The sequence below is a fragment of the Methanosarcina sp. A14 genome, assembly GCF_001729375.1.
Classification (GTDB): domain Archaea; phylum Halobacteriota; class Methanosarcinia; order Methanosarcinales; family Methanosarcinaceae; genus Methanosarcina; species Methanosarcina barkeri.
In genome coordinates this window covers 1-25,287 of sequence record NZ_LZPK01000020.1, presented here as the reverse complement: position 1 = coordinate 25,287, position 25,287 = coordinate 1, and the positions used below count along the sequence as shown (strand labels likewise).

19 protein-coding genes and 1 pseudogene are annotated in these 25,287 nt (G+C 37.1%); 10 read left to right on the top strand and 10 right to left on the bottom strand.

Annotation, left to right across the window (positions count from 1 at the left end; genetic code table 11):
- The first annotated feature begins 54 nt into the window (after positions 1 to 54).
- Complete coding sequence (locus A9239_RS01105; protein ID WP_048118823.1) at positions 55 to 723, top strand: flavodoxin family protein; 669 nt, start codon at positions 55 to 57, stop codon at positions 721 to 723.
- A 302-nt stretch (positions 724 to 1,025) separates the two neighbouring features.
- On the opposite strand, the pseudogene A9239_RS18695 reads toward A9239_RS01105, so the two are convergent.
- The 3 genes and pseudogenes from A9239_RS18695 to A9239_RS01095 form a co-directional block, all read right to left on the bottom strand.
- Positions 1,026 to 1,151 (bottom strand): annotated as a pseudogene (locus A9239_RS18695) (ISH3 family transposase); the annotation flags it as partial.
- A gap of 400 nt (positions 1,152 to 1,551) precedes the next feature.
- On the bottom strand, positions 1,552 to 3,486 hold the full coding sequence (locus tag A9239_RS01100; protein ID WP_048118821.1) for a DNA/RNA non-specific endonuclease: 1,935 nt from the start codon (positions 3,484 to 3,486) through the stop codon (positions 1,552 to 1,554).
- A 1,092-nt stretch (positions 3,487 to 4,578) separates the two neighbouring features.
- Positions 4,579 to 5,190, bottom strand: a complete 612-nt coding sequence (locus A9239_RS01095; protein ID WP_048118819.1) for a cysteine hydrolase family protein — start codon at positions 5,188 to 5,190, stop codon at positions 4,579 to 4,581.
- Positions 5,191 to 5,591: 401 nt separating this feature from the next.
- On the opposite strand from A9239_RS01095, the gene A9239_RS17885 reads away from it, so the two are divergent.
- Genes A9239_RS17885 through A9239_RS17875 form a run of 3 tightly spaced genes read left to right on the top strand, consistent with a single transcriptional unit; the run spans position 5,592 to position 6,005 of the window.
- Positions 5,592 to 5,735, top strand: a complete 144-nt coding sequence (locus A9239_RS17885; protein WP_176722077.1) for a hypothetical protein — start codon at positions 5,592 to 5,594, stop codon at positions 5,733 to 5,735.
- Entirely contained in the window at positions 5,686 to 5,838 is a 153-nt protein-coding gene (locus A9239_RS20790) for a hypothetical protein (protein WP_080941500.1), read from the top strand. The genes A9239_RS17885 and A9239_RS20790 overlap by 50 nt, the downstream gene beginning before the upstream one ends.
- A gap of 38 nt (positions 5,839 to 5,876) precedes the next feature.
- Complete coding sequence (locus A9239_RS17875; protein WP_080941499.1) at positions 5,877 to 6,005, top strand: hypothetical protein; 129 nt, start codon at positions 5,877 to 5,879, stop codon at positions 6,003 to 6,005.
- Between the two features lie 929 nt (positions 6,006 to 6,934).
- Here A9239_RS17875 and A9239_RS01090 read toward each other — a convergent pair.
- The gene (locus tag A9239_RS01090; RefSeq protein ID WP_052712722.1) at positions 6,935 to 7,612 is read right to left on the bottom strand and encodes a hypothetical protein; all 678 of its coding nucleotides are present in this window, start codon (positions 7,610 to 7,612) and stop codon (positions 6,935 to 6,937) included.
- 678 nt (positions 7,613 to 8,290) lie between these two features.
- Here A9239_RS01090 and A9239_RS01085 point away from each other — a divergent pair.
- On the top strand, positions 8,291 to 8,575 hold the full coding sequence (locus A9239_RS01085; RefSeq protein WP_080941498.1) for a DUF3795 domain-containing protein: 285 nt from the start codon (positions 8,291 to 8,293) through the stop codon (positions 8,573 to 8,575).
- Between the two features lie 222 nt (positions 8,576 to 8,797).
- Here A9239_RS01085 and A9239_RS01080 read toward each other — a convergent pair whose 3' ends face one another.
- Together A9239_RS01080 and A9239_RS01075 are read right to left on the bottom strand one after the other, a co-directional pair.
- Positions 8,798 to 9,502: a pentapeptide repeat-containing protein gene (locus A9239_RS01080; protein ID WP_052712723.1), complete on the bottom strand. Its 705-nt coding sequence runs from the start codon at positions 9,500 to 9,502 to the stop codon at positions 8,798 to 8,800.
- Between the two features lie 473 nt (positions 9,503 to 9,975).
- Complete coding sequence (locus tag A9239_RS01075; protein WP_048155061.1) at positions 9,976 to 12,765, bottom strand: PKD domain-containing protein; 2,790 nt, start codon at positions 12,763 to 12,765, stop codon at positions 9,976 to 9,978.
- Between the two features lie 360 nt (positions 12,766 to 13,125).
- Here A9239_RS01075 and A9239_RS01070 point away from each other — a divergent pair, with 360 nt between their 5' ends.
- Both A9239_RS01070 and A9239_RS01065 read left to right on the top strand, forming a co-directional pair.
- A complete protein-coding gene (locus A9239_RS01070) occupies positions 13,126 to 14,118 on the top strand; it encodes a hypothetical protein (RefSeq protein WP_048155064.1) in 993 nt (330 codons plus the stop codon).
- 729 nt (positions 14,119 to 14,847) lie between these two features.
- Positions 14,848 to 16,224: a HEPN domain-containing protein gene (locus A9239_RS01065; RefSeq protein WP_048118810.1), complete on the top strand. Its 1,377-nt coding sequence runs from the start codon at positions 14,848 to 14,850 to the stop codon at positions 16,222 to 16,224.
- A gap of 201 nt (positions 16,225 to 16,425) precedes the next feature.
- Here the strand turns inward: A9239_RS01065 and A9239_RS01060 are convergent, their stop codons facing one another.
- Together A9239_RS01060 and A9239_RS01055 are read right to left on the bottom strand one after the other, a co-directional pair.
- The gene (locus tag A9239_RS01060) at positions 16,426 to 17,403 is read right to left on the bottom strand and encodes an NADH:flavin oxidoreductase (protein WP_048118807.1); all 978 of its coding nucleotides are present in this window, start codon (positions 17,401 to 17,403) and stop codon (positions 16,426 to 16,428) included.
- A 337-nt stretch (positions 17,404 to 17,740) separates the two neighbouring features.
- Complete coding sequence (locus A9239_RS01055; RefSeq protein WP_048118804.1) at positions 17,741 to 18,118, bottom strand: response regulator; 378 nt, start codon at positions 18,116 to 18,118, stop codon at positions 17,741 to 17,743.
- A gap of 1,242 nt (positions 18,119 to 19,360) precedes the next feature.
- Here A9239_RS01055 and thiM point away from each other — a divergent pair.
- Both thiM and thiE read left to right on the top strand, forming a co-directional pair.
- Positions 19,361 to 20,146 (top strand): hydroxyethylthiazole kinase, encoded by a 786-nt coding sequence (gene thiM, locus A9239_RS01050; protein ID WP_048118801.1) that lies wholly within the window; start codon positions 19,361 to 19,363, stop codon positions 20,144 to 20,146.
- Positions 20,147 to 20,360: 214 nt separating this feature from the next.
- Positions 20,361 to 21,023: a thiamine phosphate synthase gene (thiE, locus tag A9239_RS01045; protein ID WP_048155067.1), complete on the top strand. Its 663-nt coding sequence runs from the start codon at positions 20,361 to 20,363 to the stop codon at positions 21,021 to 21,023.
- Positions 21,024 to 21,317: 294 nt separating this feature from the next.
- Here thiE and A9239_RS19835 read toward each other — a convergent pair whose 3' ends face one another.
- Positions 21,318 to 21,584, bottom strand: coding sequence for a hypothetical protein (locus tag A9239_RS19835; protein ID WP_054864487.1), 267 nt, complete (start codon positions 21,582 to 21,584; stop codon positions 21,318 to 21,320).
- Between the two features lie 894 nt (positions 21,585 to 22,478).
- Between A9239_RS19835 and A9239_RS01035 the strand changes: the two genes are divergently transcribed.
- Positions 22,479 to 23,027 carry a DUF2284 domain-containing protein gene (locus A9239_RS01035; protein WP_218104523.1) on the top strand — a complete coding sequence of 183 codons (549 nt, stop codon included), beginning with the start codon at positions 22,479 to 22,481 and terminating at the stop codon, positions 23,025 to 23,027.
- An 818-nt stretch (positions 23,028 to 23,845) separates the two neighbouring features.
- Here the strand turns inward: A9239_RS01035 and A9239_RS01030 are convergent.
- Positions 23,846 to 24,742, bottom strand: coding sequence for a hypothetical protein (locus A9239_RS01030; protein ID WP_141706327.1), 897 nt, complete (start codon positions 24,740 to 24,742; stop codon positions 23,846 to 23,848).
- Between the last annotated feature and the right edge of the window lie 545 nt (positions 24,743 to 25,287).

Here is a 25,287-nt window from a genome sequence, read left to right as displayed (position 1 = left end):
ATCCTGTATAATTCCTGTAATCATTGTGTAACTCATTTAATCTAGGTGATAATAGTGAAAATTCTAGGAATTAATGCAAGCCCGAGAGGAAATGAAAGCAAGACTCTTCAACTTGTAAAATCAGTGCTCAAAGGTGCTGAGTCAGAAGGTGCCAATGTAGAACTAATAGATCTCTATAAACTGCACATAGAATACTGCACAGGGTGCGGAGCCTGTTATGCGACTGGGGAGTGCCCTCAGATCGATGACTTTGAGGAGCTTTTTGACAGAATTCTGAACTCCGATGGAATCGTTTTTGGCGCTCCGAATTATATTAACTCGGTTCCGGCCCCTATGAAAGCTTTCTTTGACCGACTTTCGGATGCTATCCATTGCCAGATGCTGACGGGAAAGTTCGGGTGCTCTGTGTCCACAGCAGGGGGAAGCAAGGCAGATGTGGTTGTAGAATATATGAACAGTGTGCTAATGAATCTTGGTGTTACTGTTGTCGGTGGCCTTGGTGTTGCAGTTGGGATGTATCCTTCTGCACTCGAACAGGCTGCGGGAAATGCCGAAGATCTTGGTAAAAAGCTAGCAAAATCGATTCGTGGAGATATCAAATATCCGGATAAGGATGAAATGCATCGCCAGACAACAGAATATTTCTGCCAGCTTGTAAAATCTGATAAAGAGCGGTTTGCCCACGATTATGACTGGTATGTTCAAAAGGGCTTGATAAAATAAGATTTATCTGGAGATTCTAGGTAGTACGATTAGTCACTTGGGAATAAACTTGGGAAGCAGTAGTAAGGTAATATTTTTCCCTTTTTCGATACTTCCAGTAGTTCCGATCAGACTGACTTCCGAATGGTAAAAACCAATTGATCTTACATTTTATCTACTGATTTTCAAAGTGGATTGTATTATTAATTAAATTTTAAAATTCTTAAGCTATAACTTTCACTTACATTTTTCAAAAAATAATATTACACTGAGTAATTTTATAGCATTCGCTATTAAGTTCTTAAATTTTAATTTGAGATAAGTTATGCTATAGTTAATCGGGTGTGTAGCACTCGATTTCTTTCTTCATTGGCCCATCTCAAACAATCCAGTAACACACTAACAGGAATAAAATTCAGCGACTTTAGTCCATATCTTACAACTTTGTTCTAAAAGAAGTCTTGTTGAAATTTTGCAGTAGCGTTGTGTTTTTTTGAGTTACCTGTAATCCCAAAACTTAGTGCAAAGTATGGTGTTCGAACCCACGAACTCCTTCAATACAGACCTTAACATAGGGCAAGATAAAACTGAACTATGAAATAGGTGTGGTGAAGGTGTTGGCGGAAAACTTTACTCTCAATGCTTCTTTCTAACAAGATTGGAAAGTTACGACCTTTCATTACTAATATGTTTATAAATTCGGAGAAAAAAAGACCAATAATTGAGCTTGCCCACAAAATGAAGTGAAGCCTACACGAAAAAAAGGCTTGTCGGCTTGAGCCCTGTTAATTCATTGCTAAGACTGTGCTTCATTGTCTAATCCGTGGCAACAACCATCAAGTAATCGTATCAGAGCATTATATCCGCAGCAGAGCGAATCCTCCGGAGATAGCTCCTCTGGCTTTCCAGACCCTTTTCAGCTGCTGCCCGGGCCATAGGATCGGCATCTTTAGGTAAGCCGAATGATATGCCGGTCAGCGCTTCAACCTGCACTACCGGTACTTGCCAGGTCTTGAACTCATCGTCGAAGAACTCCCTGCTCTCCAAATAATTCTTCTGCGTGCGCAGGTAGGCAGTGGCGCCGAACTTTCCGTTCTTATTGACGAATACCACCACTTTCCAGAAATCGGCAGGCAGGAGGTATTCATTGCGGTAAATCATATCGTCTTCGCGGAAGACGGGACCGGTGAATACCGATATCTGCGCATTTGCATTATCTGCGGTCTTCAGTATGTAGTCTTCTACTTCAAGCCAATCATGCTGGTTGAGGCGCTTGTGCTGAGGCGAGCAATTAGTAAAATGGAATGTATCCTCTCCCGCGTCCCTGGCATTTGGTCCCCAGCAGGGATCAAGCCGGCGAACCAGATGTCCGCGGTCAAGTGGATTATCTTCATACAATTTGGGTCCAGCCTGATATTTCTGGTCGAGACGCGGATCAAAGTACCATTTGTCGCGGGTGCGTTTGATCTTCTCCAGCTTCTTGCCGTCAATATTGGCCGCGGTATAGAAGGCCAGCCTTCGATCGGCATTCATCACAATTGAAAAGTGCAGATAGGTGAGAATCTGACCTCCGTTCTTGAGCGTTGCGACTTTGGACTGGAGATTCTCGGCCAGTTTGGGAAGCGGCAGATGGTACAGAGAACCCAGGAAATCGGGGTTGTAACCATCCGCCAGGCGGTAATGTTCCATGGGCAGTTTTCCCAGCTCCATTACTGCATCGGGGATGGGTTCTGGGGCGGTTATGATCGCAGGGCCGACCGGACCGGTGCCATGGCTGCGAAGCCTTCTCAGAGCTTCGGCTGCCATCGGCTCGTTCTCACTGCGCGACTCCAGTGCCTTGAAGATGCGGCTGATGCGCACGCCCTCATTGGCCACCCAGGCAATGGTACTGGGTGCATCGATGCCTTCTTGATAGGGCTGACCGTCTGTCTTGAGGATGTTACCCTGAGCATCTTTCATTGACACTCCTGAATGGTGCAGGCCCACAACCAGCCACTGATCGTTGAATACGGGTGAGCCTGAGGCTCCGCATTGAGTGTCGGTCAGATAGTGCAGCCAGTCGTCGAAGATATCTACAACTTTGTTTTCCCGCAGGCAGCAATTTTTGAGACCACCATCAGGATGCTGAATAATAGAGACGTATTCGCCGGTCCGGACCTTGCCGGTGTCTTCCACGAGACGTAGTAATCCGTAATCGGTAAGCTCTGTCCCTTCTGTGGCAATGGGAGCCACGGATACAAATGTGAAGTCCATTTCCGGATCGGTGACGAAGACCTCGTCGGGTCGCAGGTCGAAGGATTTTGATGTCTTTTTTCGACCGTTTATATCTTGTTCATATTCGAACTCTGCAAAACTCTTCTTTGCTAGCTCTGCTGTATCGAGGACATGGTTATTCGTTAGCAGCAGATTTGGGCCGACAAGAAAACCTGTACCGTAACCTTCTGGTCTGCCGAAGAGGTTCACGACCTGTATTCTGCAAACTGGTCTGGCTGCGAGCAGTCCAAGTTCCAGATAGGAGGTATCGACAAGATCGCTCTTTCCCATGATCCTCTCCAGGGCTAGGTTATCATTTGGTTCAAGAAAGATCAGTCGTCTCTCTATGGGTTGTGCCTCTGTCAAGGGACTAATGATTTCGCGCCTGAATCTTTCGCCTGGCTTCTCCATTTCAGCGGTTTTCTGTCGTATATAATACCTTTCAGAGGCTTTTCTTTGTTGCTCTTCTTTTCGGGCATAATACCTTTCAGAGGCATTCCTATGTTGCTCTTTTTGGGCATTTTCAAGCATATCCTTCTCCTCATCATGACCCAGCAGTTTGAAATTATTATAACTTAAGGAAAGCGATTTTGATTTTTATAATAAGCACATTAATATACTTTTAATATAATACTATAAAGTAAATAATATAATCTCCAATTTTTAGTATTTTTACACATAATTCAATATAATGTTAGAAATGATAAATATAATTATTTGGAATTTTATATTAGTATTTAATTTTTATTTTCTTTTGGACTGTCTCCTGAACATATGTTCTCTCGATATAAAGAACTGTACCCTCCTTCTATATATCCCGGAAGCCTCTCAATGTCACAGATCTGGAACATCGAGAAAAAATAGTCAAACAGTTATAAAGGAAGCGCTGACGTAGATTAGTCATTTTACTTATATTAATTATTTATAAATTATTCCTGAATATATTTAATCATCTGGCTACAAACGATGACTTGAACCTTCGTATAAAAATTGTATAACTATTTTAAAATAAAACTAATTTTCGCATATATATTGGGAATCATCTTTGTATCTATATATTAAAAATTTTTATGCGCACTTAAAAACAAAAACTGCAAATAATTATTAATTTTAGATAAGTCTACTTTATAAAAATCAGTAATGTAGTTTTTTCACAGTTGAATTTACTTTTTTGGCGTTGTGTATATCCAAAATCTTAGTGCAAAGTACGTATTTTAACCTATGGACCCTGTCAATCATAGATTCTAGCATAATTCTATTTCGAAAACTAGTGCATTGATTCTCAAATACATGCATAATAAGAAAATAATTACAGCTTATGACGCAAATATTGACGCAAATAATGACACAAATACTGTTTTAAAGTCGCATGGAACTCTGTAACACGGAAAAAGCAGCCGGTCGCAGAGTGATTCAATCTGGTTTTCAAAAAGTTCATTTTGGACATGCTTTGGAATCGATGCACTAGTGCTTCGATTCCAAAATTAATTCCTTATTTTTCGGAATCCTAGTACTAGTAATTAAAAAGAGAATAATCGAATGTGACTCTCTCAATATATTTAATCCGGTAAATAGAAAGCCAGAGACTTTTCTCTGTGAGCATCTGGAGTATTTCGGGGTTACTTAGCTATACCTTCCCTCAAGCACATCCCTGATCGTCTTTACGGTCATGGCTCCAGGGGTTCCTTTCATATTATGAGGTGGCCAGTCTCCTGACTTTATTTCTTCGGAATTTTCATCATGTTCGTCTTCAAGGAGCAGGATAACCTTTATGTCTTCAGGAATATCATCAACCATTTTTGCTCCGCATCCCGTAAGTTCGCTAAAAGCTTCTCTCCCTTTTTCTTCATCAAAAGGCGCAGTACAACCTTTTACGATATTTGTTCGAAAGCCTCTTTCAAGGAAACCAAGGCTATTAACGTATATGCAGACTTCCTCAACCAGGCCTGTCATGAATACTTCATCGATTCCTAGCTCTGCAGCTTTCAGTTCGAGTTCGGGGTTCATAAAGGCGTTTAGGTGATCTTTCGGAATCCTGATAACACTGACTGTTCCCCCTTTTACCACCTTTATTATCAGCCTGGCTATTTTGTCAACAATTGCCTTTGCCATAGGGGCTACAAGTTTTCCCTCATATAATGTTCCTTCATGTTCGTAGGTTTCATATACGAAATCGTTAGTCATATCTATAATAACCAGGGCTTTCAAGGTTTCACCATTCCTTTTTGATTCCACACCACATTTATTTTTATCGATCCTACTTTTAATTTATTATATGAACTTCAGCAGGTTCTTGTATGTAAAAAGTTCACTGCTTCGTGTATGAGATCAGATATTTTAAGCTGCTTAAATAAGGTTCTTTGTGGAAAACCAAAAACACAAGCAACGGGCATGGCAAAGTGGCTTGTCTAAGGATGGAAAGAGCGGGGTTTGCTTGTAATATGTTACCTCAGTTACCTTGAAATGTACTAGATAATCTACAGAGAAAATATTTGTCGCTTTATAAACTTACTTAGCTATGAGTCTATCCCATAACTCAAAACTGCTTCTCCAAATATGGAATTAAGAATGATCAATGAGTCTCTGATCACAGGAAATAGTTCTGAAATTCGTATCAATTTTGATTAATGGGCACTGTGAATGTGGAAAAACTGCCTGAGGAAATCGCAGTCTCCCCGAGTGGAGTAACTGTCTATGTGGTTAATGGAAAAAATAGCACTGTTTCTATAATTGACACTGCAACCGACGCTGTTACAGTCACCTTTGAGGGTAGGAAATAATCCTTACGGGGTTGCAGTCAGTCCAGACGGAAAAAACATTTATCTGGCTAACCGGCAGGGCAATTCTGTCTCTGTAATTAATGCGACCACAAACACGTCGTAACCACGGTGAATGTAAGGAGCTGACTTGTTGGTGTTTCAGTGAACCCTGAAGGGACAAGTGCGTATGTGGTTAACTACAATGATGGCACCGTCTCTGTAATCAATACCGGTACAAACAAAGTTACAGCTATTGTGAAGGTAGAAAGCAATCCAATGGTAATCAGGTAGTTCACAGGTAAACTACCTGAAACAGATTTACCTTCCATACCCCGGAATGGGGAAGAACTCACTCCCAGTATTTATGCATATATTCCTAATGGAAGAGGCGATAGTGTCTCTATAATTGACACTGCCACAAAAACCTTAATATCTACCGTGGCCTGTATTATCCAGTCTTATTTATTTAATTCGAGTATCTCTATACTATTCTCTGAATTAGCAGGCTGGTCTATAGTCCGAAATTTGAGAAGTGTATTGCAGGTATTATATGTATCCTGTACCGAAACCCGCGGGGATATATATAAGCTGGTCAGGACGTATCTCAACCGGGGATTCCGTCAATAAAGCAAGGTCTGCCCTTCAAAGATATTACAGGCAGTTTTTATTAAATCCATGAATTTTCCTGCTGTTCTGGTTTAAATCTTCTCTGCTACTGAAGGAAGGTTTATCAGTGTTCGGATAGTTTTTCTGAATAATTACCTGAAGTATTAGTTTATTTTTTTCATTTTGATTCTAAACAAAAAAGAAGTCTTGCGCTCAATATGCAGGGATAGTCATTTACTCAATACGTAGGGAAAGTCATTTACTCAATACGTAGGGAAAGTCATTTTTTATTTTTGAAGGTTTTTGATCAATAGTAAACTTTGTGCTTGTTAAATTGGCGTTAGCAAGAGAGAGTTAACAGATATAGTAATCTGTTATCTCTCGATGAAAGAACCCAAAAAGATAATACCTGGTAATTCAGAAGTTTTATATTATTGGCTTCTGCATTGGTATAGATAATAAAACCCTATTTTTGATGAAAAAATATAGTATATAAGAGATAGAAAGTTACAGAATAATAGTCACGTTACTATTAATATGACACAATGTATCTCTTATAAACCCTTAATTCTCAGTTCACCAAACTCTATTTCAGGATGCAATCCGTTCTTACTTTACTTTTTCCTGAGCTTCCAGCCACCGTATAGGCAAACCAGGCTTCCCAATAATTCGAAACCTGGAGTTGAGTTAACCTTACTCGATTTATTTTCATTCGAGTCACTTGTGTTAGAAATACTATCATTAACAGAGTTTTCATCATTCTCCGTCGAGCTTGGAGGTTCAAGATCATCCAGAGGTAGGTCATCTTCGCGCATGAACACTACAGGAACTTCTTTAACCCCCATACTGCTTGCTTTTGTGTCAATAAGCTGATAGAATTCGTCCAACAAAGGCTTATCAACTTTTGAACTATTGTTAACACTTATCTCTATAACACCATCAAAGGTTATACCAGAAGTTTTAATAGGGCCAAATGGATCAAAATACTTCAAATTTTCCTGGTCTTGCATAAAACTTGAATTATATAAATTGTCCAGTATGTTACTGAGGGTGTTAATCCATTGATACCTCTCCTCCGAAGTTGTAAAAGCTGGTATGCTTCCATATGCAGCAACACAATACGGATCATTTTTCAGTTTATCAAGAGTTTCCGGGCCAAAGGTAAGCTCCATAGTCATATTTTCTTGTGTGGTCTCATTTTCTTGTGCACTTGCGATCGACACTGACAAGATGGCTGCTAATAGTATTGTTGCAAATATCGCACTTATTCCAAATTTTTTCTTTACTATCATCTACTCTTTACCTCTTTTCTTTTATTCAAGAGGCAGGAATAAACAAACCTCAAGTACTCTCAAAGCTATCATTTCTCGCCTCTGGGTATGTGGGTTTCAAATTTAGTTTGATAGACGCATTTAAACTCCGCACATTACTTTTGAGGCACTTTTTATAAACTTTCTGCACAAACTATCGAATTATGCTACTTTATAACTATTTTGAATTTTACGATTGAATAACATCATTTTATCTTCTTGCTTTCGTTTTATTCCACGGCAGTATGCCCATTTTCTAAAAAACCATAAATCTAAAAGAATTATCCCAAAATGCTTGAGACTAATATCTAAAACTAATAAAGTGTAGAGATTTTTTATAGTTAAATCTGTGAATAAAGTATAAAATAAGTTTAGTGCAGAAAATAAGTTTAGTGCAGAAAGTTTGGTTCGCTGCTTTTTCTGATAATATTTTAAAACCGTTAATCCTAAAAAAAGTAGTTTTTGAAATCGAAGAATACTTTCAACTTACTTGGCAAAGTATTATAAATTTCAGACAACTTTTGGAAATAAAGGTAAATATGACATAGTGAGCTTCAAAAGCTAACTAAATGTACTCAATAATTTGAATAACCTAAAACAGTTATTTACCTTAAACCTCAAAATTTGTTTATATTTTATAAAATTGTTTACGGAAGGTATATGATGATTTGTGTATGTGGAGTAAATTGTGATGGGTGTCCTCTCCTGAATAATGAATGCGCCGGTTGTAATGCAATTGAAGGCAAGGTTTATTGGGCTCAGCATATTGGTGCTGATGTCTGCCCTGTTTACAAATGCGTTAAGGAAAAAGGTTATCAAAATTGCGGCGACTGTTCGCAAATTCCCTGCGAACTTTGGGTTTCTTTAAAGGATCCTTCCTTGAGTGAAGAGGAACATCAAAAATCAATTCAGGACAGACTTCTCATCTTGAAAGGATTAAGGTGAACTTCAGATCAAAATTAAATCCAGAAGAAGCATCATAAAAGGTATAGAATAGTAGTAACTTAATTTTTTTAAATTCGGCTCATTAGATTAAACCATTCCTGATAAGTATAATCAAAAATAGATACCTTAAAACAGTTACGTTTGGAGTCGATAAACAAAAAAAATTGATGTAACCACTTGAAAGTTTCAGTATTATTCTTAACTCGTTTTTACCTGAGATTTTCAAGCGGTAATGTATTGCTCATTAAGTAGCGTAAAATTTTTGTCATCTAATTTTGCATTATGAAGGGTTTTTACTTTAGAGAGCTGGTCAAATGATAAGTTTTTCACATTAGTTAGCTTAGCTCCTTGAAGGTTTGCTTCCTGAAGGTTAGCTTCTTGAAGGTTAGCTTCTTGAAGGTCAGACTTTTGAAGATCAGCTACATAAAGATCAGCTGCCTGGAGGTCAGCCCCACGAAGGTTAGCTCCATGAAGATTAGCTCCCTGAAAGTTAGCTCCTTGAAGATTAGCTCCTTGCAAGTTAGCCAAATGGATATTGGATAACTGGAGTTTCGCTCCTTTAAGGTTAGCTCCCTTAAGGTTAGCCCTTGTAAGATTAGCTCCCTGGAGATTAGCTCCCTGGAGATTAGCTCCTTGAAGATTAGTGCCTATACCCTCTAAAAGGTACGAATTTGAGAGGTCGGCTCCTTGCAGGTTAGCCTCCTGGAGGTTTGCCTCTTGAAAGTTAGCCCCGCGAAGGTCAGCCCCGCGAAGGTCAGCTCTATAAAGGTTAGCTCCTTGAAGATCAGCCTGTGTAAGGTTAGCTTTTATGAGATAAGCTTCCTGAAGGTTAGCGTCTTGAAAGTTAGCCCATATAAGGTTATTTTTTTCAAGATGGGCGCCTGGAAGGTCAACTCCTCTATAGTTTTTTCTCTCTATAATATTCATATGTAATAATTGGCGCTCCATAAAAATAAATATTACTATTCTAGGAAGAAACCTTCCGTTATCCGGGGGTTCGTTCATCCGAAGTATAGTTTACATACTGGTTGTGTTTTAAAAAAGAGGAAACTCTTCGATATGGGTTTTGCTTGCGTTTATGTGCTTTCACAAAAGTAAAAACATTTTAAAAATTAATAATAACATTTTGTGCTCTGAAAGAAAAGCAGGCGACGCAAAAGTTTAAACGTTGAATAAATTTCAATTCCATTTTGGCATTGTGGAATGATTACGTAAAATGAAACAAATTCAAAGTTGGAGTAAAATAATTGGTCACCTGTACACGATATACAACCATAATAAAAAATATTTAAAAAGATATGTTTTGGGATAAAACAATCGCCAAAATCCCAATACCAAGAAACAGGTGCTTTGCCTTTACTTGTAAGTTTCACCTTTACTTGTAGCAGCAAATAACACCGTTAGAGGTGTTGTTCCAGAGTCACATTGGATATAAATCCAGCTTGTGGTTCCATGGGTCTAGCAGTGAGATCATACATATAGATATCACTAAAAAAAACATGATCAACGGGTAATCTTTGACGACTATCCTTCTTATATACAATCATGTCTCCATAGATATCAGGATCTTGTGCACCTCCGCTAGTGGTAATCTGAGTCTCCTTCTGAGTTGAGAGATCGTACATGTAAACGTCCAGGTTTCCATTTCGATCATCCTGCCATACTATCTTATTACCATAAATAGCAGGATAGTATTGACTTGATTTATTGGTAGTAATCTGAGTCTTCTTGGAAGTGGATAAATCGTACATGTAGATATCGGTGGTGACATCTTCTCTGTGCCACTCTTTCCACACTATCCTGTTACCATAGACGTTAGGGAATGTTGCTTCTCCGTTGGAGGTTATTTGAGTTTCCTTGGAAGTGGAGAGATCGTACATATAAATATCCGGACTTATGTATCGAAGGTCATCCCAGACTATCAAGTTACCTTCCATATTAATAAATAGAGGTATTCCGTTTGAAATTATTCGAGTTTCCTTGGAAGTGGAGAGATCGTACATATAAATACCTTTATTTCTAGTTCGATAATCCATCCACATTATCCTGTCACCATATATTTTAGGTCTCTGAGCGCGCCCGCTAGTGCTTATTTGAGTTTTTTTGGAAGTAGATATATTGTACATATAGATATTATACTGTCCATTACGATCATCTTGCCATACTATTCTATCACAGTAGAGTGAAGGATATGTCTGATTTGATTCATTAGCAGTGATCCTGGTTTCTCTGGAAGTGGAGAGATCGTACATGTAGATATCGTAGTTTCCGTTGCGAAGGTCTTGCCATACTATTCTGTTACCATAGATATCAGGATTGGATGCTAATTCGCTGGTTGTAATCCGGATCTCATTTTCTGTAAGTACAATTATTGTATCAGTTTTTGAGGTAGTGCCATAAGCATTTCTTACTGTCAGGTTAACAGTATGGATTCCTGGCGTTGTAAATGTATAAACAGGATTTACATCGGTTGAGTCTGTTTTTCCATTATTGTCGAAGTCCCATACCCTTGACGTTGCATTTTGAGAAGTGTCATTAAACTTTACCGTCAGGGGAGCATAACCCTCGATAATGTTACTACTAAAATTTGCATCGGGGGCTTTTGGATCGATAACAACTATGTAATTTGGCATTGTCGCTGTACTATTACCCACAAAATTTCCTACGGTAAGATTTACTGTGTAAATCCCTGGTTTTGTAAATGTGTGGATTGCATTCGTGGTGTGTTTTGAATAAATGCCATCGCCAAAATCCCAATACCAGGAAATAGGTTCTTCGCCTTTACTTGTAGCTTTGCCAATAATTCTACCATAGAAATACACCATTAGAGGTGCTTTTCCAGAGGTTACATTAGCATAAAAATCTGCCACTGGTGGTTGTGGAGGAGTTACTGTAATATAATTCGGTTTCGTTACCGTACTATTGCCGGCTTCATTTGTAACTGTTAAAGTAACGTTATACACCCCTGGGTTTGTAAACGTATGGGTTGCATTCATGGCATGTTTTGAGTAAATACCGTCGCCAGTGTCCCAATGCCAGGAAGTTGGTACTCCACCAGTGCTGGTATCAGTGAATAATACCGTTAGAGGTGCTATTCCGGAAGTCACATTGGATGTAAACCCAGCTTGTGATTCTATGGGTCTAGCAGTGAGATCATACACATAGATATCACAAAAATAACCATCGCCAGGGGGCAATCTTTGACGATTATCTCTATACACTATCCTGTCTCCGTAGATATCAGGTCCCATTGCACTTCCACTGGTGGTAATCTGAGTCTCCTTTTGAGTTGAGAGATTGTACATGTAAATATTGTAGTTTCCGTTGTGGTGGTTCTGCCACACTATCCTATCACCATAGATAGCTGGAGGCGAACCTGACGAGGACTGTCCGTTGTAAGAGATCCGGCTTTCTTTCTCAGTTGAGAGGTTATACATGTAGACATCCCCTCTTCCACCAGTAAAGTCTGAATTGCGACTACCCTGCCATACTATCCTATCACTGTAGATCACGGGAGCATATGCTCTTCCGATAGTATTGATCATAGTTTCCTTCTTAGTGGAAAGGTCATAAATGCAAATACTATCTCTGCTAATGGAATTGTTATTTTTATCTATAATAGTTCCATTGTCCCCGTAACCCACCCACACTATTTTGTTTTCATATATTGAAGGGTTACTTGCAGATCCTCTTGTGGTTATCTGAGTTTGTGTATGAGTGGAAATATTGTACATGTAGACATCAGTCTTGTAGTTGCGTTCCTCAGCCCACACAATAATATCACCGTAAATATCAGGAACACAATAGGACAAATTCTCTGTGATTAGTGAACTTGTAGAATTAAGTGTATCATACACGTAAAGTCTGACCCTAACTGGATTCTCATTTCCATTATAAAGACAGTATACAATTTTATTATCATAAATAGCAGGACGTGCTACGTAATAATAATGTTCAGGCATGGTAATTATAGTATCATTTCCGGTTTTTAGGTCATAAAGATGAATTTTGTCCCAATATGACCACACCACTTTCTCACCGTAAATAGAAGTCTCTCCATTTACTCCAATATCCTCTGAGAGCTTAATTTCCTGGGCAGCTAACGTTACAGCTGAGTTTGAAACAAAAAATACGAAAAATAATGCCATTAACACTAAAGGTATTGAATGTAACTTTTCCTTATTTGCCATTTATTTACCCTCAACACACCTCATTAAAAAAATATAATTACTGACCGTTTTTCAATAATTTTTACTATTTCCTTTGAATTTCAATCTGTGATTGACTGAATACTCTAAATATGATGACAATTTAGAGTTGTCAAAAACACAACTACTTCAAATAAAAATGAAAAACACAATCAGTAATTGTAGTTAAAACAAAATAATTGCAAATAACGCCTGCCTAATGTAGATTCTATCCGTCCTATCCGAAAACCAATAATCAAATATTGAAAAAGTAAGTACTTTCCTTCAATTGTTTTTCTCCCTTTTCCCCCATATTGCTAATGATCAGCAATGTTGATGTAGTTTTCCAGTATTATATCCTTTATGGGGATTAATGTGGGAAACAAAATAATACATCTGGTATTTGTTTTGATTTTTCTTACAAGTTTTACATCAATAGCAAACGCTGGCAAAGAGACTATGCTCGTAAGTTGGAGGCTAACGTTGAGTCCATCGATCTATGGCAACGTTGTTACATGGGCTGATACTTTTGGTAACGGAGTTTTCATGTATAACTTGACTACCGGAAACATAACCGGGATAGGACGTGCGGATAGTAGCTCATCTATTCATGGAGATAAAATTACATGGTGGGATGATGGAAACATAACTGTGTATAACATTTCCACTGGCAAAAAAATGGAAATTGTTAACGCAAGTACACCAGCGATCTATGGTGATAATGTCGTGTACGTAAGGTCAAAATATACTGACGGTCAGCCTGCCTATTCTCAAAATGCTGAGTATAATAGTTTGTATTTATACAATCTCAGCACCAATGAAGAAACTCAAATAACTCCATATGAGCATGCCTATTTTGATCCTGCAATTTACGGAAATAAGATTGTATGGAAACGGTCAACTCAAGTAAATCCAGGCGAATGGAGTGCAAACATTTCCATATATGACATACCTACAAAGAGAGTAAGCGACATCAGTAGAAGTGGTAAAGCAGAGGACGGTAAAATTTATGGAAATATTGTCGTGTGGACAGAAAACCAAAATGGATCAAGGTATGTCTATATGCGAGATATTGCCAAGCACAAAACACGTCAAGTAACATTTGATGGCTATCCGATCAGTCTAGATGTATATGGTGATAGAATAGTGTGGGAAAGAGCATACTGGGTAGGAAACAACTTCTCAAGTGACATTTATATGTACAATATCTCAACTAATAAGACAACTCGTATTACAAGCAGCACTTATGCAAGAGAGCCTGCAATTTACGACGATAAAGTTGTATATGTAGACACACGAAATAACCCAGAATACCAGGAAAACAGAGATATATATTTGTATAATATTTCAGCTTGAAATTCTTAAGGCGAAAGCCTCTTTTTCTTTTTAGGACGGAGTATAAAGCTAGAAAGTCCTCAGCTAAGCGGTAGTTGCAAATATTTCTCATTTTCTTCTTTTAATTTCTGACAATAAACATGGAGTATTTATCAATTTAAATGACAAGATAGAATATATATGAGTTAGGTTTGAGGAAATTAGAAATTTAGAGTGCAGAAAAAATAAAAGAAAAATGCATCAGTGTTTATTTACTTAACCTAAATTTTTTCTCATGACCCGTGGCGTTCTTTTACGTAATTTCAGTGATTGTTCGCAAATTCCCTGCGAACTTTGGGTTTCTTTAAAGGATTCTTCTCGAGTTATTTTATCAAGCTCCATACAATAAGAACTCTTCAAAAAGTTAACAGTGAAATGTTGTAAAAGTTGGTTATTATCTAATATTCAATTGATAGTGTTTCCAAAATGAGTTTAGCATTTTCAATTCTTTTTATTTTTCAACTAAGTTAGTTCACTGGAGTAGATTTGACTTAGTACATAAAATACCAACCACAAACTAATGAACTACTTGACTATTTGAATGCATATAATAGGGTTTGTCATAAGTAAGTCAAAAGGAGAGCAACTAGATACTACAGTCTTGACCGCATTTACTTATAGCTTTTCCGGAAAGGAAAATTGATCAAACTTTAGAGAGATTCTAGATAATTTTTTATTAGTCATTATTCAATTAGAAGTGTGGTTTAAATTATGATTGACAAACAAGACAATTTGAGTTCAGCAGATCGCGAAATCCGTGAAAGTTTTCAAAATTTAATACTAGAAGTTTTATCTATTTTACCAAAATATATTCAAAATAGAGAGGACATCCCAATACGTGAGACTCTGAAAGTAGTACCTCTTCATAATGGCTACCAAGAAAAATCACATAAAGTTTATGATCTTATTTCTGTTATTCCTAATATATACTCTTTAAAAACTTATAACCATTGTCTTCAACTTGTTTCTGAGAATAAACAACTAAGACCACACAGTTGCAGTTACTTTGTTATTTTATCGTCTTTTATCCGAGACTACTTAGAGGGAGTTAATCCAGAAAAAGTCGATTTCGACCAAAAGAAATTCGATTACATTTTTGAAGAATACATAGATTCATTACTTTCAAAGGATTATGAATCCGTTTCTATTTGTCCTCTAATAGGGTTTGAAAGTGACACCGAAAGCATCACACTTGACGAAGGTTTGAGTATTAGAAAAATAACACCTGATGAGCTTAACGAAATATGGGATCTCATCTCATCTTTTGATCAAAACTCAGTTAGTTTCAAAGATAAGTTAAAGAGTACTAAATACGTGATTGAACAGCTTTCGATAAAAACTAAAAGTTCTGATATTCATTCTGACTATGACTTAATTTCATTTGTAATTTTAGCTATGAGGCTCTTAAAAAGTGATAAATTCTGGGCTAATCGTAGATCTGATAAGCTACTATTACCTTGGAAGAAGAAATTGTCTAGTATCCACGGCATCACCAATTATGATAATCCATTGTTAAACTCTTACCATTATTTTCTAAGTAAAGAGGAAATAACTGATTTGAGAAGAACGTATATTCTGGTAAAAAATTCTGATAAAATAATATCTGCGCAAAAGGATAAATCTATTTCAAGATCTATTGAGTGGTTCAACAGATATTTCTATGAATTTAATATCGAACATAGGTTTATTTTCCTTATGTTGTTAATGGAATCTTTATGCTCATCAGAAGGCGAAAAAACTGAAATTCTATATAAATTATCAAACCGAATTTCTTTAATTATCGGAAGAAATGATGAAGATATAATTTCCATTGCTAAATGCGTCAAGAAGCTATATGGTAAGCGAAGTGAAATTATTCACGGTAGTTCCTTGGTAGTAGAAGAAAAGTATGTAACAAAGGCAGAAGAATATTCTCGAAGGTTACTTAATATGTTTCTTCTTTTCTCGTCAAACGGGTACACTAAAAATGATATTTTTAACCTTGTAAACCATGCTATTGTATCAAAAAGTTATAGGGAAGAATTGGATAGAATTGTTAGACCTGAAGAGAATCTGAAGAAATATGGGCTATGTAAAGAAAGCTTGTGAACTGTAAATTCAAGAAATTACTTGTAATATACTAAAATTCTTTTTTATTAAAGTCGATTTAATTTGCTGATTAATGTGGTAATTTCAAAGAGCACAACTCCCTTTATTCAGTGAATTGCATCACTCCTTACCTTCTTTTATAATTTTTATTTCAGCCCTTACGATTACTTTCTTACTTTGGTAGAGTTCATACCCACAATTTCACTTGTTACTTTCTGCCGGACACGATGTATGATCAGTAAACCAGAAACACCTTTCACATCCCAAACACGTATTTACAGGCTCGCTGTTTATCACATGATTCGCAAATTCAGGGTCAGTTAACATACCCCTGCCAACAGCAACAAGATCCACATAATCATTTTCAATTAAGAACCGTACCTGTTCTTCATTGCGGATTTCATTGACTGCGATAACGGGAATCTTTACTTCTTTTTTGATCTTACAGCCGCTATAGGTTATAGGACTGCAAATGAAACCGTCTGGAACCGGGTTTGTTGGGGGCTGCATGCCAAATGAAATGTGCAGTAAATCAATACCGGCTTTCTCAAAGGCTTTGGCTGCTTCAACGCCGTCCTTGCTTTCCGGCAGATGCTCACCCATGCGCACACTAACAATGAAATTTTTAGGAGTGTTGTTTCGAATCTCCGGCAAAATTTGTGTTAAAACTCTTGCCCTGTATAGAACGTCGCCGCCGTACTTATCAGTTCGGCGATTGTAAGAGGCATCAAGAAACTTACATAAGGTAAATCCGTGTGCAAAATTAAATTCAACGCCGTCAAACCCTATTTCACAGGCACGAATAGCCGCACGCTTCATATTTTTTTGCATCGAATGAATTTCTTCGGTTGACAATTCGTTAATATCCATATTGCCGCAATGAAGCTGCATCATTACTGTTGCACCATATTCATGGCAGTTGCTCGCAATTTGCTTTAAAGCTGAGATATCACCTGCCGACCACATACCTGTTGAATCTATAGCCCCAAAAACGCTGGTCGCCTGTACGATGATAAGGCCGGCACCGCCTTTTGCACGTTTCGTATAATGTTCAATGTGCTGCTTGCCATAGTAAGAGCCATTGTCCCCATGAAAGGAAAAAGTAACCATAGGAGGCATCACAATTCGGTTTTTTATGTGATTCCCACGAATCACTAATTCATCTGTTATCTCAGTCATTTTATTTTCCCGCTAATTTCTTTTTTCTGGGGTTAGTGAATTTTAATGAATTCCCTTGATCTCTTCCTATATGATTTTTGCCACAAAAATTCCGAGAATGAGAAACATGGTCACATTTTTGTAGAATTCTCTATTTATCTACTAACAAAATATCTAACTATCTATCAAAATATCTAACAAAAGATGTTTAATAAATCAAAAAAAACTCACAGTAAAGAATCGGGAAACCTGAATAACACTATTTGAGTATCTACTGTAACTTGCTTGAATTTAAAATCTATGTAGAGGACGAATAATTTGCAAAAGCCTGGAAATCAATTATAATTTCACTTTCAAGTTAGTTTGGCTCGGCAATTATTCTAATTATATTCAAAATCTCGGGTTCAAAAGGATTTACCATAAATCCCATAGCGCCTATTTTTAGAGATTCTGTTATGATGATCTGCTGTCCGAGAGAGGAAAACATTGCCATTTTTGCTTCCTGGTCTATGATACGAAACTTGTTTAACAAATTTTTCCAATTCATATTGTTTGGCACGTTATCCGGCGCTATTATGTCCATTAAAACGAGGTCTGGTTTTACCTCCATATATTTTTCAATGGCTTCATCGTCGTCAGCCACTTCGGCAACTACTTCATGCCCATGTTTAAAAAGTGTATCCCGGATCGCTATTCGCATGAACTCAGCATCTTCTACGATCATAACTCGTGCCATTTACAATTCCTTCTTTTTATTTTTATAAAGATAATTATGTTATTTCCATGTTTTTCACTCATGCTTTTTTAGTCGAGTACTCCTCAGGTTATCTATAAATAAAAACTTACTCGTAAATTTTACGAAATAAACGACGTTGTACTTTATTAATTTTTTCGTTCAAAACTGATAAAGAGTATGTCTGATCTTCCTGTAATTGTGCCACTATTTCGAACTACTGGTTTCAGGAAAACGTATTTTATCAACACAATCCTATTCCACGCATTCACTACTGTGAATCTCAACCAAAAATTTAACATTAACAACACTGGCAAAAGAAAACTATTGGAACCAGTGAGTGGTATAGAACCAGAGTTAGTATAAATTCATGGAGATCAAACTTTGTCCGGCGAAGAACGACTATTTGATTTGATCTTAAAACTCTAAATTATTTATTTAGATCTCTTATAAGTTTAGATCTCTTGTAAGTAACTAATCGGGCTTTTGGATTTTGAACTCTGATTGTTAATTTTATACGCGACTTAATTCCAAACTTTACAATTTCTAAACATCAATATAAGTTGTACTACCAAAGTCTCTAACAATTAATACTTTAGTTGACTTGATTAAAAATTAACACTTTAGTTGACTCAATTAAAAATTGATTACTGAAGTTAAGCAGTGTACTAGAAAAATCATACTTTGAAGTTGTAATGCCAGCAACAATACCGAAATTAAATCAAGTTTTGGGATGAGCTCTTTATGTAGAGGAATATAAATGTAAACTGTTCTGTCATTTTATGTTACAGCATAATTCCTTTGTTTAATGGGTATACGAAAGCGGGAATATTTGATGGAAATACAAAAGCTGGAGTATGAATAAAATTATATGAAAATTGAAGACTACATAGCTAATTTTCAAATACCTAAGTACCTCTATTATATGGATAGTGCGGCAACAAGTCTTATTCCTGAGCTTTAATAACTGCAATGAACGAGTATGACGAAAATACCACGCGTGGAAAGAGTAAGAAATAAGTAATCGCAATCTTTCCAAAGGATAAGGAATGAGTAATTTACTGCAGGATGATTCCTAATGTCGAGTCAAACACAAAATGTCGTATAAAATCGATTGTAATTATTCGGGGCCATTGAATCCTTGATAATTGACTCGACACTAGTTACAATAATTTGATATAAATCTCTGGCACAAGTTGTCAGTATGCGGATAAATCGTGTTTTAAAACGTTTTTGAGGAATTCTATGAACAACCCATTAAAAACAATAAGAGAAACAAAACCACTCATACATCATATAACGAACTGGGTAACTATATACGACTGTGCAAACATGACAAGAGCTTTTGGTGCGCTGCCTGTAATGGCACATGCCCCTGAAGAATGTGCTGAAATGACAGGGATTTCATCGGCTCTTGTGCTTAACATCGGAACTCTTACTTCCAAAATAATCGACTCCATGCTTCTCTCTGCTGCCGCTGCAAACGATAAGAAAATTCCGGTCGTGCTTGATGCCGTCGGGGTTGGAGCTACAAAATTTAGGGACGAAATGGCTGCAAAAATCCTTGGCTCTGTCCGTATCGATATTATAAAAGGCAATTACTCGGAAATTGCAAAACTGGCAGGTGAAAGCGCTGAAACTAAAGGGGTTGAGGCAACTTCAATTAAGGCGGACCCTGTAAAGATTGCGAAGCAATTTGCAAAATTAAGCTCTTCCGTTGTTGTGATGACAGGAAAAGAAGACATTATAAGTAACGGAGATAAGGTTTTTATCGTTAAGAACGGACATGAACTTATGGGGTCAATTGTCGGAACAGGATGCATGGCTGCATCTGTAATAGGTTTGTTTGCTGCAGTTAACCCGGATTACTGTGAAGCGTCCAGAGAAGCATTGTGTTATTTTGGAGTCGCAGGGGAACTTGCAGCCAGTAAGTCAAACGGGCCAGGAAGTTTCAAGGTTAACCTGTATGATGAAGTGTTCAACCTGTCGGATGAGAAAGTAAAAAGTATGATGAATTTTGAAGAACATTAAGTTCTGAATAAAAATGGAAAACATTAAGTTCTGAAGAAAAACGGAAAACAATAAGTTCCGAGGATAAAGAGAAAAAAGTAAATTCAGAAGAAAAAGAGAATAATCGTAAGTTCGGAAGAAAAAGGTAAATTAAGTAAAAAGAACCATAAGTTCAGAAAAATGAGATTATAAAGAGCGTTTTTAAAAAACGTGCGTATCGGATGGATTAATTATCATGAACCAGAAAGGCTTCAGCTGGAAAAGTTCCCTTTTAAAAGAAATCGATTTCTACCTCGTGACAGATTCCGGACTTTCAAAGAAAGGGACTTTATCCAATGTCAAGGACGCAGTCAATTCAGGCTGCAGGATTGTTCAGTACCGGGAAAAGGATAAAAGCACGAAAGAAATGGTCGAAGAGGCTTCAGAAATTAAGAGAATCTGCAGCGGCAGGGCAATCTTTCTGGTAAACGACAGGATCGATGTTGCTTTAGCAGTTGACGCGGATGGAGTCCATATCGGCCAGGACGATATGCCTGTTGAAACGGCAAGAAAGCTCCTTGGTGAGGATAAGATAATCGGCCTTAGCGTAAATGACAGGGAAGAAGCAATCCTGGCGGAAAAATTAGGGGCTGACTATGTGGGTCTTGGCCCAATATTCGATACTGCTACAAAAAAAGATGCAGGAGAAGGAATTGGTTCACTTAAAATTCGAGAAGTTAAAGATGCAATAAAACTTCCTGTAGTTGCTATTGGTGGAATAAACAAGGATAACTGCGAGAGTGTTATTCAAAACGGAGCTGACAGCCTGGTCTCAATTTCTGCAGTTGTGTGCAGTGATGATGTAAAAAGAGAAACTAAATACTTTATTGATATGATTCGGAGAAACAAAAAAGCATAAGAAGGAGTAAAAGGACTTATTCTCTACTTTTCTCCACCTTATGCCTGCATTTTTTGAAGAAACTCCCATTTTAGAGCCTTTCAGAAGTCAGTAATGCATGTTAAAAGTTACAATAAATCTACAATATCAGAGTAGTAGGTCTACAATATCAGAGTGGTCTACAATAATAAGAGTATCCGTACCGGTTTTTCTATTGTATATTGTAAAATTTATCCAGTAAGCAACCACTTTTCGAATAGGTTCTTAGCTTGTTACGTTCATTTCGCCCAGGTAAGGCCCATGCCAGGTGTGCACTCAAATATGGCCACTAAAAGCATTAACGCTCAGCATGCCCTTGGTATCATTTCGCCCGAAATCGAAAGTATAATAGCCGGGCATTGCGTGTGATTCCTGTATTTGCGCTTCAGGTAGGTAGCCAGTCAGGAAATTCTCTGCCAGTTTCTGTGCTCCGGCCAGGTCATAACCAGTGTCTCCTGTCGGAGTTCTTCCCACACCAAAGCGTGTGTTCCACATCATATTTGGCCCCGGCTCAGGATAGGTAGCTCCGGAATAGCGATCCACCAGTATTTCTGCTATGCTCTGTCCACTGGATAACCCATCATTCCAGGTCCTATCCCCTGTCCAGGTCCATAGCTGCGATTGTATCCTTGATTGCCCATCGTTCCAGGCCCCATCTATCCTTCAATGGGCTGTACCAATGCAATTATTATTCCTATACATACCAGCAACATCACGGACTTTATTGCTCCATATTTGGTCACTTTATCCCCACTATATACTTAATTTGGCAAGCTAAAACTTGCTACGAAACATATTATACAAAATATTTTATAAAAATTTATTATACTAACAATTCTTCTGAATTCTTTTCGCGTAAATAAATGAACAATTTTACAACCTGAACTTGGTAATATTAATTACTACAGTTTACTTAAAAAAGTGCATCTCATCGAAATAAGATCGTTTGGAAAATAAGTAACGCAAAAAGTCAATAGATGCAGGATAAAAATTTGAATTCTCTAATAAAACAGAAGAATGAGGCCTATTTATTCACTTTACACTGTATACTTCCGTCAAACCAGAATCACAAAACCAGTTGTAATTTCAAAAGGATTTTGTAGAAAAACTATCTAAATCAGCTTTAAGGTTCAGCTTTAAGGTTCAGCTTTAAGGTTTAGCTTTAAGGTTCAGCTTTAAGGTAGAGCTGATCCCAAAACTCAAAATTGCTTCTCTGAATCCTGTATTCCGAACAATCAATCAAGTTTCTGATCATGAAAACAATCCTGAAAATTCTTGATGATTAAGAACGAAATGACTTTTGGGATAGGCTCTTAGTGAGTAAGAGCTGCTCCTAAAGAGTACAGCTACCCTGAATGTTATTCATGAACATACGAACAACACAATAACGGCTAATAGACCTTTTTTATTGAAAACAAATTTTTAGAAGAAATGAATTTGTCATCAACAGACATAAAACCTGAGGAATTTGACTTTCTTGTGAAAAAAGCTCTGGAACTGGAAGCAATTGACGCAAAGATAATTCCCACTTACAATGTCTTTGTAGAGAAAAGAGTGGTTTTAAAATGTAGGGGCTGTATAGGATACGGAAAAAAGTTGACATGCCCGCCGCATGTTCCGACTGTTGACGAGGTTAGGGAAATCCTTAAAGAATACAGCTACGCAATGCTTGTCAAATTCAGGTCGCCTGCAATCGCAGATGAAGAAATTGCCAAAGCACCATACAAAACCTGGCTTGACCCAGCAGAACCCGAGGAAACAAGGAAAAAAGCCGCAAAGTTCTGGAAAGAATATTTTGACTACAGCAAGAAAACGGCTTCCACAATGCTGGAGCTCGAAAAGGTAGCTTTTAATGAAGGCTTCAAATTCGCAGTCGCATTTGTGAACGGGTCGTGCAGGCTATGTGAGAAATGTAATGTGGAAAAGGGAATCTGTATCCATTCAAAATGGCAAGAATTCCGGAACACGCTGTCGGGATCAATATGAAGAAAACGGCTGCGGAATCAGGTATGCCCCTGGAATTCCCTATAAAAGGGCAGCCTGAACCAATGTCTATTCTATTGATTGACTGACGGTATCAATTATAATTGAACGCTATTTTGAAAATTGTAACGTATTTAATTGGGTATTAACGAATTAAAGTCATAGATGATTGCAAATTTTACTAATAAGGATCTAAAAGCCTCTTCTGAAGCTATATCTCGAAATATTAATTTATTCTATTAAGTGGAGATTTTAAATGAACATTATTATTCGATATACTAATATTTTTTCTTTAAAGTTTACAGGCTTCATCATAAGATTTATTGTGATTCTCATTCTTAGCACAGTTTGAACAACAGTTTTCATATGACTGCTTACGGCAGACTCTTCCAATTTTACTTCTTTCTTTTTTCACCTATTTCCTTTCTCTCGCGGTTAGTTCTTTCCTTTTTCCACTAGCTCACCTACTTTCATGATTATTTGTGATTTTCTTTTGAAGATTTAGTACCAAAATCTAGTGATGAATGTAAAGTTCAAAATCACTATATTTTGTAATTGGTCACAATCCTTGTGATACAATTTAAGAATTGAAGTCTTAAGATGTCGAATATCGATTTTGATGAATACCGAATTCTTCTTATTAATTCAGATTTTCAATCAAGAAATACAAAGATCACTGGATTTTGGAACAAAGTCTTTTGAAGATTCAATTATATATCTCGCAGTCTCTGTATAACTTTGTTTATATTATTAATTCTTAAACAGCCTTAACTAACTATTAAAGTGGCCAGGTAACGAAGACTTTACAAAACCTGGTTAAATTAAGGACTTCGTGCAACTTCTGTACAGCTAGGAGTTTCATTTACATTATCAGAAGTTTCATTTTCAAAATAATCTGAATAATATTGACTACTGTATGAAGAAGTAGAATCATTCCCACCTATATTCTGTCCAAGAATGGCCTTGACTCTTACGTATCCCGTCTCATTAACTTTTGCAAATAATATGTTATCATACCAGCCAAAGTATTCACCAGACCACTCCGTTGGGTCATTGTTTGCATCCAACTGAACTTCAAAAGATACCGTACCTCCTCCTTTTAGGTTATCACTTATATATACGTAAGTATCATATGTTGGACTTGAGACGTACCTAGTGTATTTTCCATAAGGAACTGAAGAAGTATTAGAAGCATTTTCAACAGGGAACAATATCGGGCTTCCATTATTTATGGGATCAAAAATATCAAAATAATCTGCAATTAAACTCACACCACAATCAATATCTTCAAGCTTGGTCTCATTTGTTCTGAATCCAAGCATATAGCCTTTATTAGTTTCTGCAATGAAAGATATCCAGTCACTGCATAATTCTTTGTTATCAAAAATTTCGGTTGCATTTTCAAAATAAGGTCCTTTGTCCTCTTCTTCAGACCAATCAAAGACTTTATGTGTCCGTTTCTGGCTAAAATAAATACCTTTCTGAACAGGGGGAGTAAAAAATTTACCCTCCTTTGATGCTGGAATAGGGACCATTATCGCCGTCGTTCCATTCACTTCCCTGCCTGAAAGGCCTGTCACTTTGACATCATAATCACAGAGATATCTTTGACCGTAATCTCTCCAATCCACAGAATCCCTATAAATACCATGGACAAATATGCCCATAATCAGAAAAATAAAAAAGACAAAAATCAGCAGAATGTTTCTTTTTCTCATATTATCTCGCCTGATATCTGTATAATAAAATTAATTTTATTATACATTATAACTTTCTGGACAACTTCCATTATAACTATTATATATTTGAGTCAGAACCGGATGTAATTGGATAAAAGGTGCTTCACGTAGTTTATAAATGATTTGTCTGCGTCGCTAAACCTACTACGTTGGATATCTCTCGTCTACTTATTTATATTCAATTCACCAATGTAACGGTTTAATATCAATGATGGTTAAAAATAGAAATATTGGAAACTGATTCTTCAGCCCACAGATCAGATGTAATCCTTGGTTCAGTTTCCAATATTTGCTTTTAACTCTTTATGTATTTTGCCAGACCTGCATTATACCTTGCTGTTTCACGCAAAACTTTAGCCGTTATGTAACTGTGTAGTAGTCGTGTTGAAATTGTCTGGATGACTGTTAATTTCTCCCCACAAAGAATGATAGTAATCAAAGCTAAATTCCGCCAGGTTTTTTGTTGCTTGAGATGGGCTGCTTATAGATTTAATACAAGTTGGCTACATGCGTCTTCGGTTAAG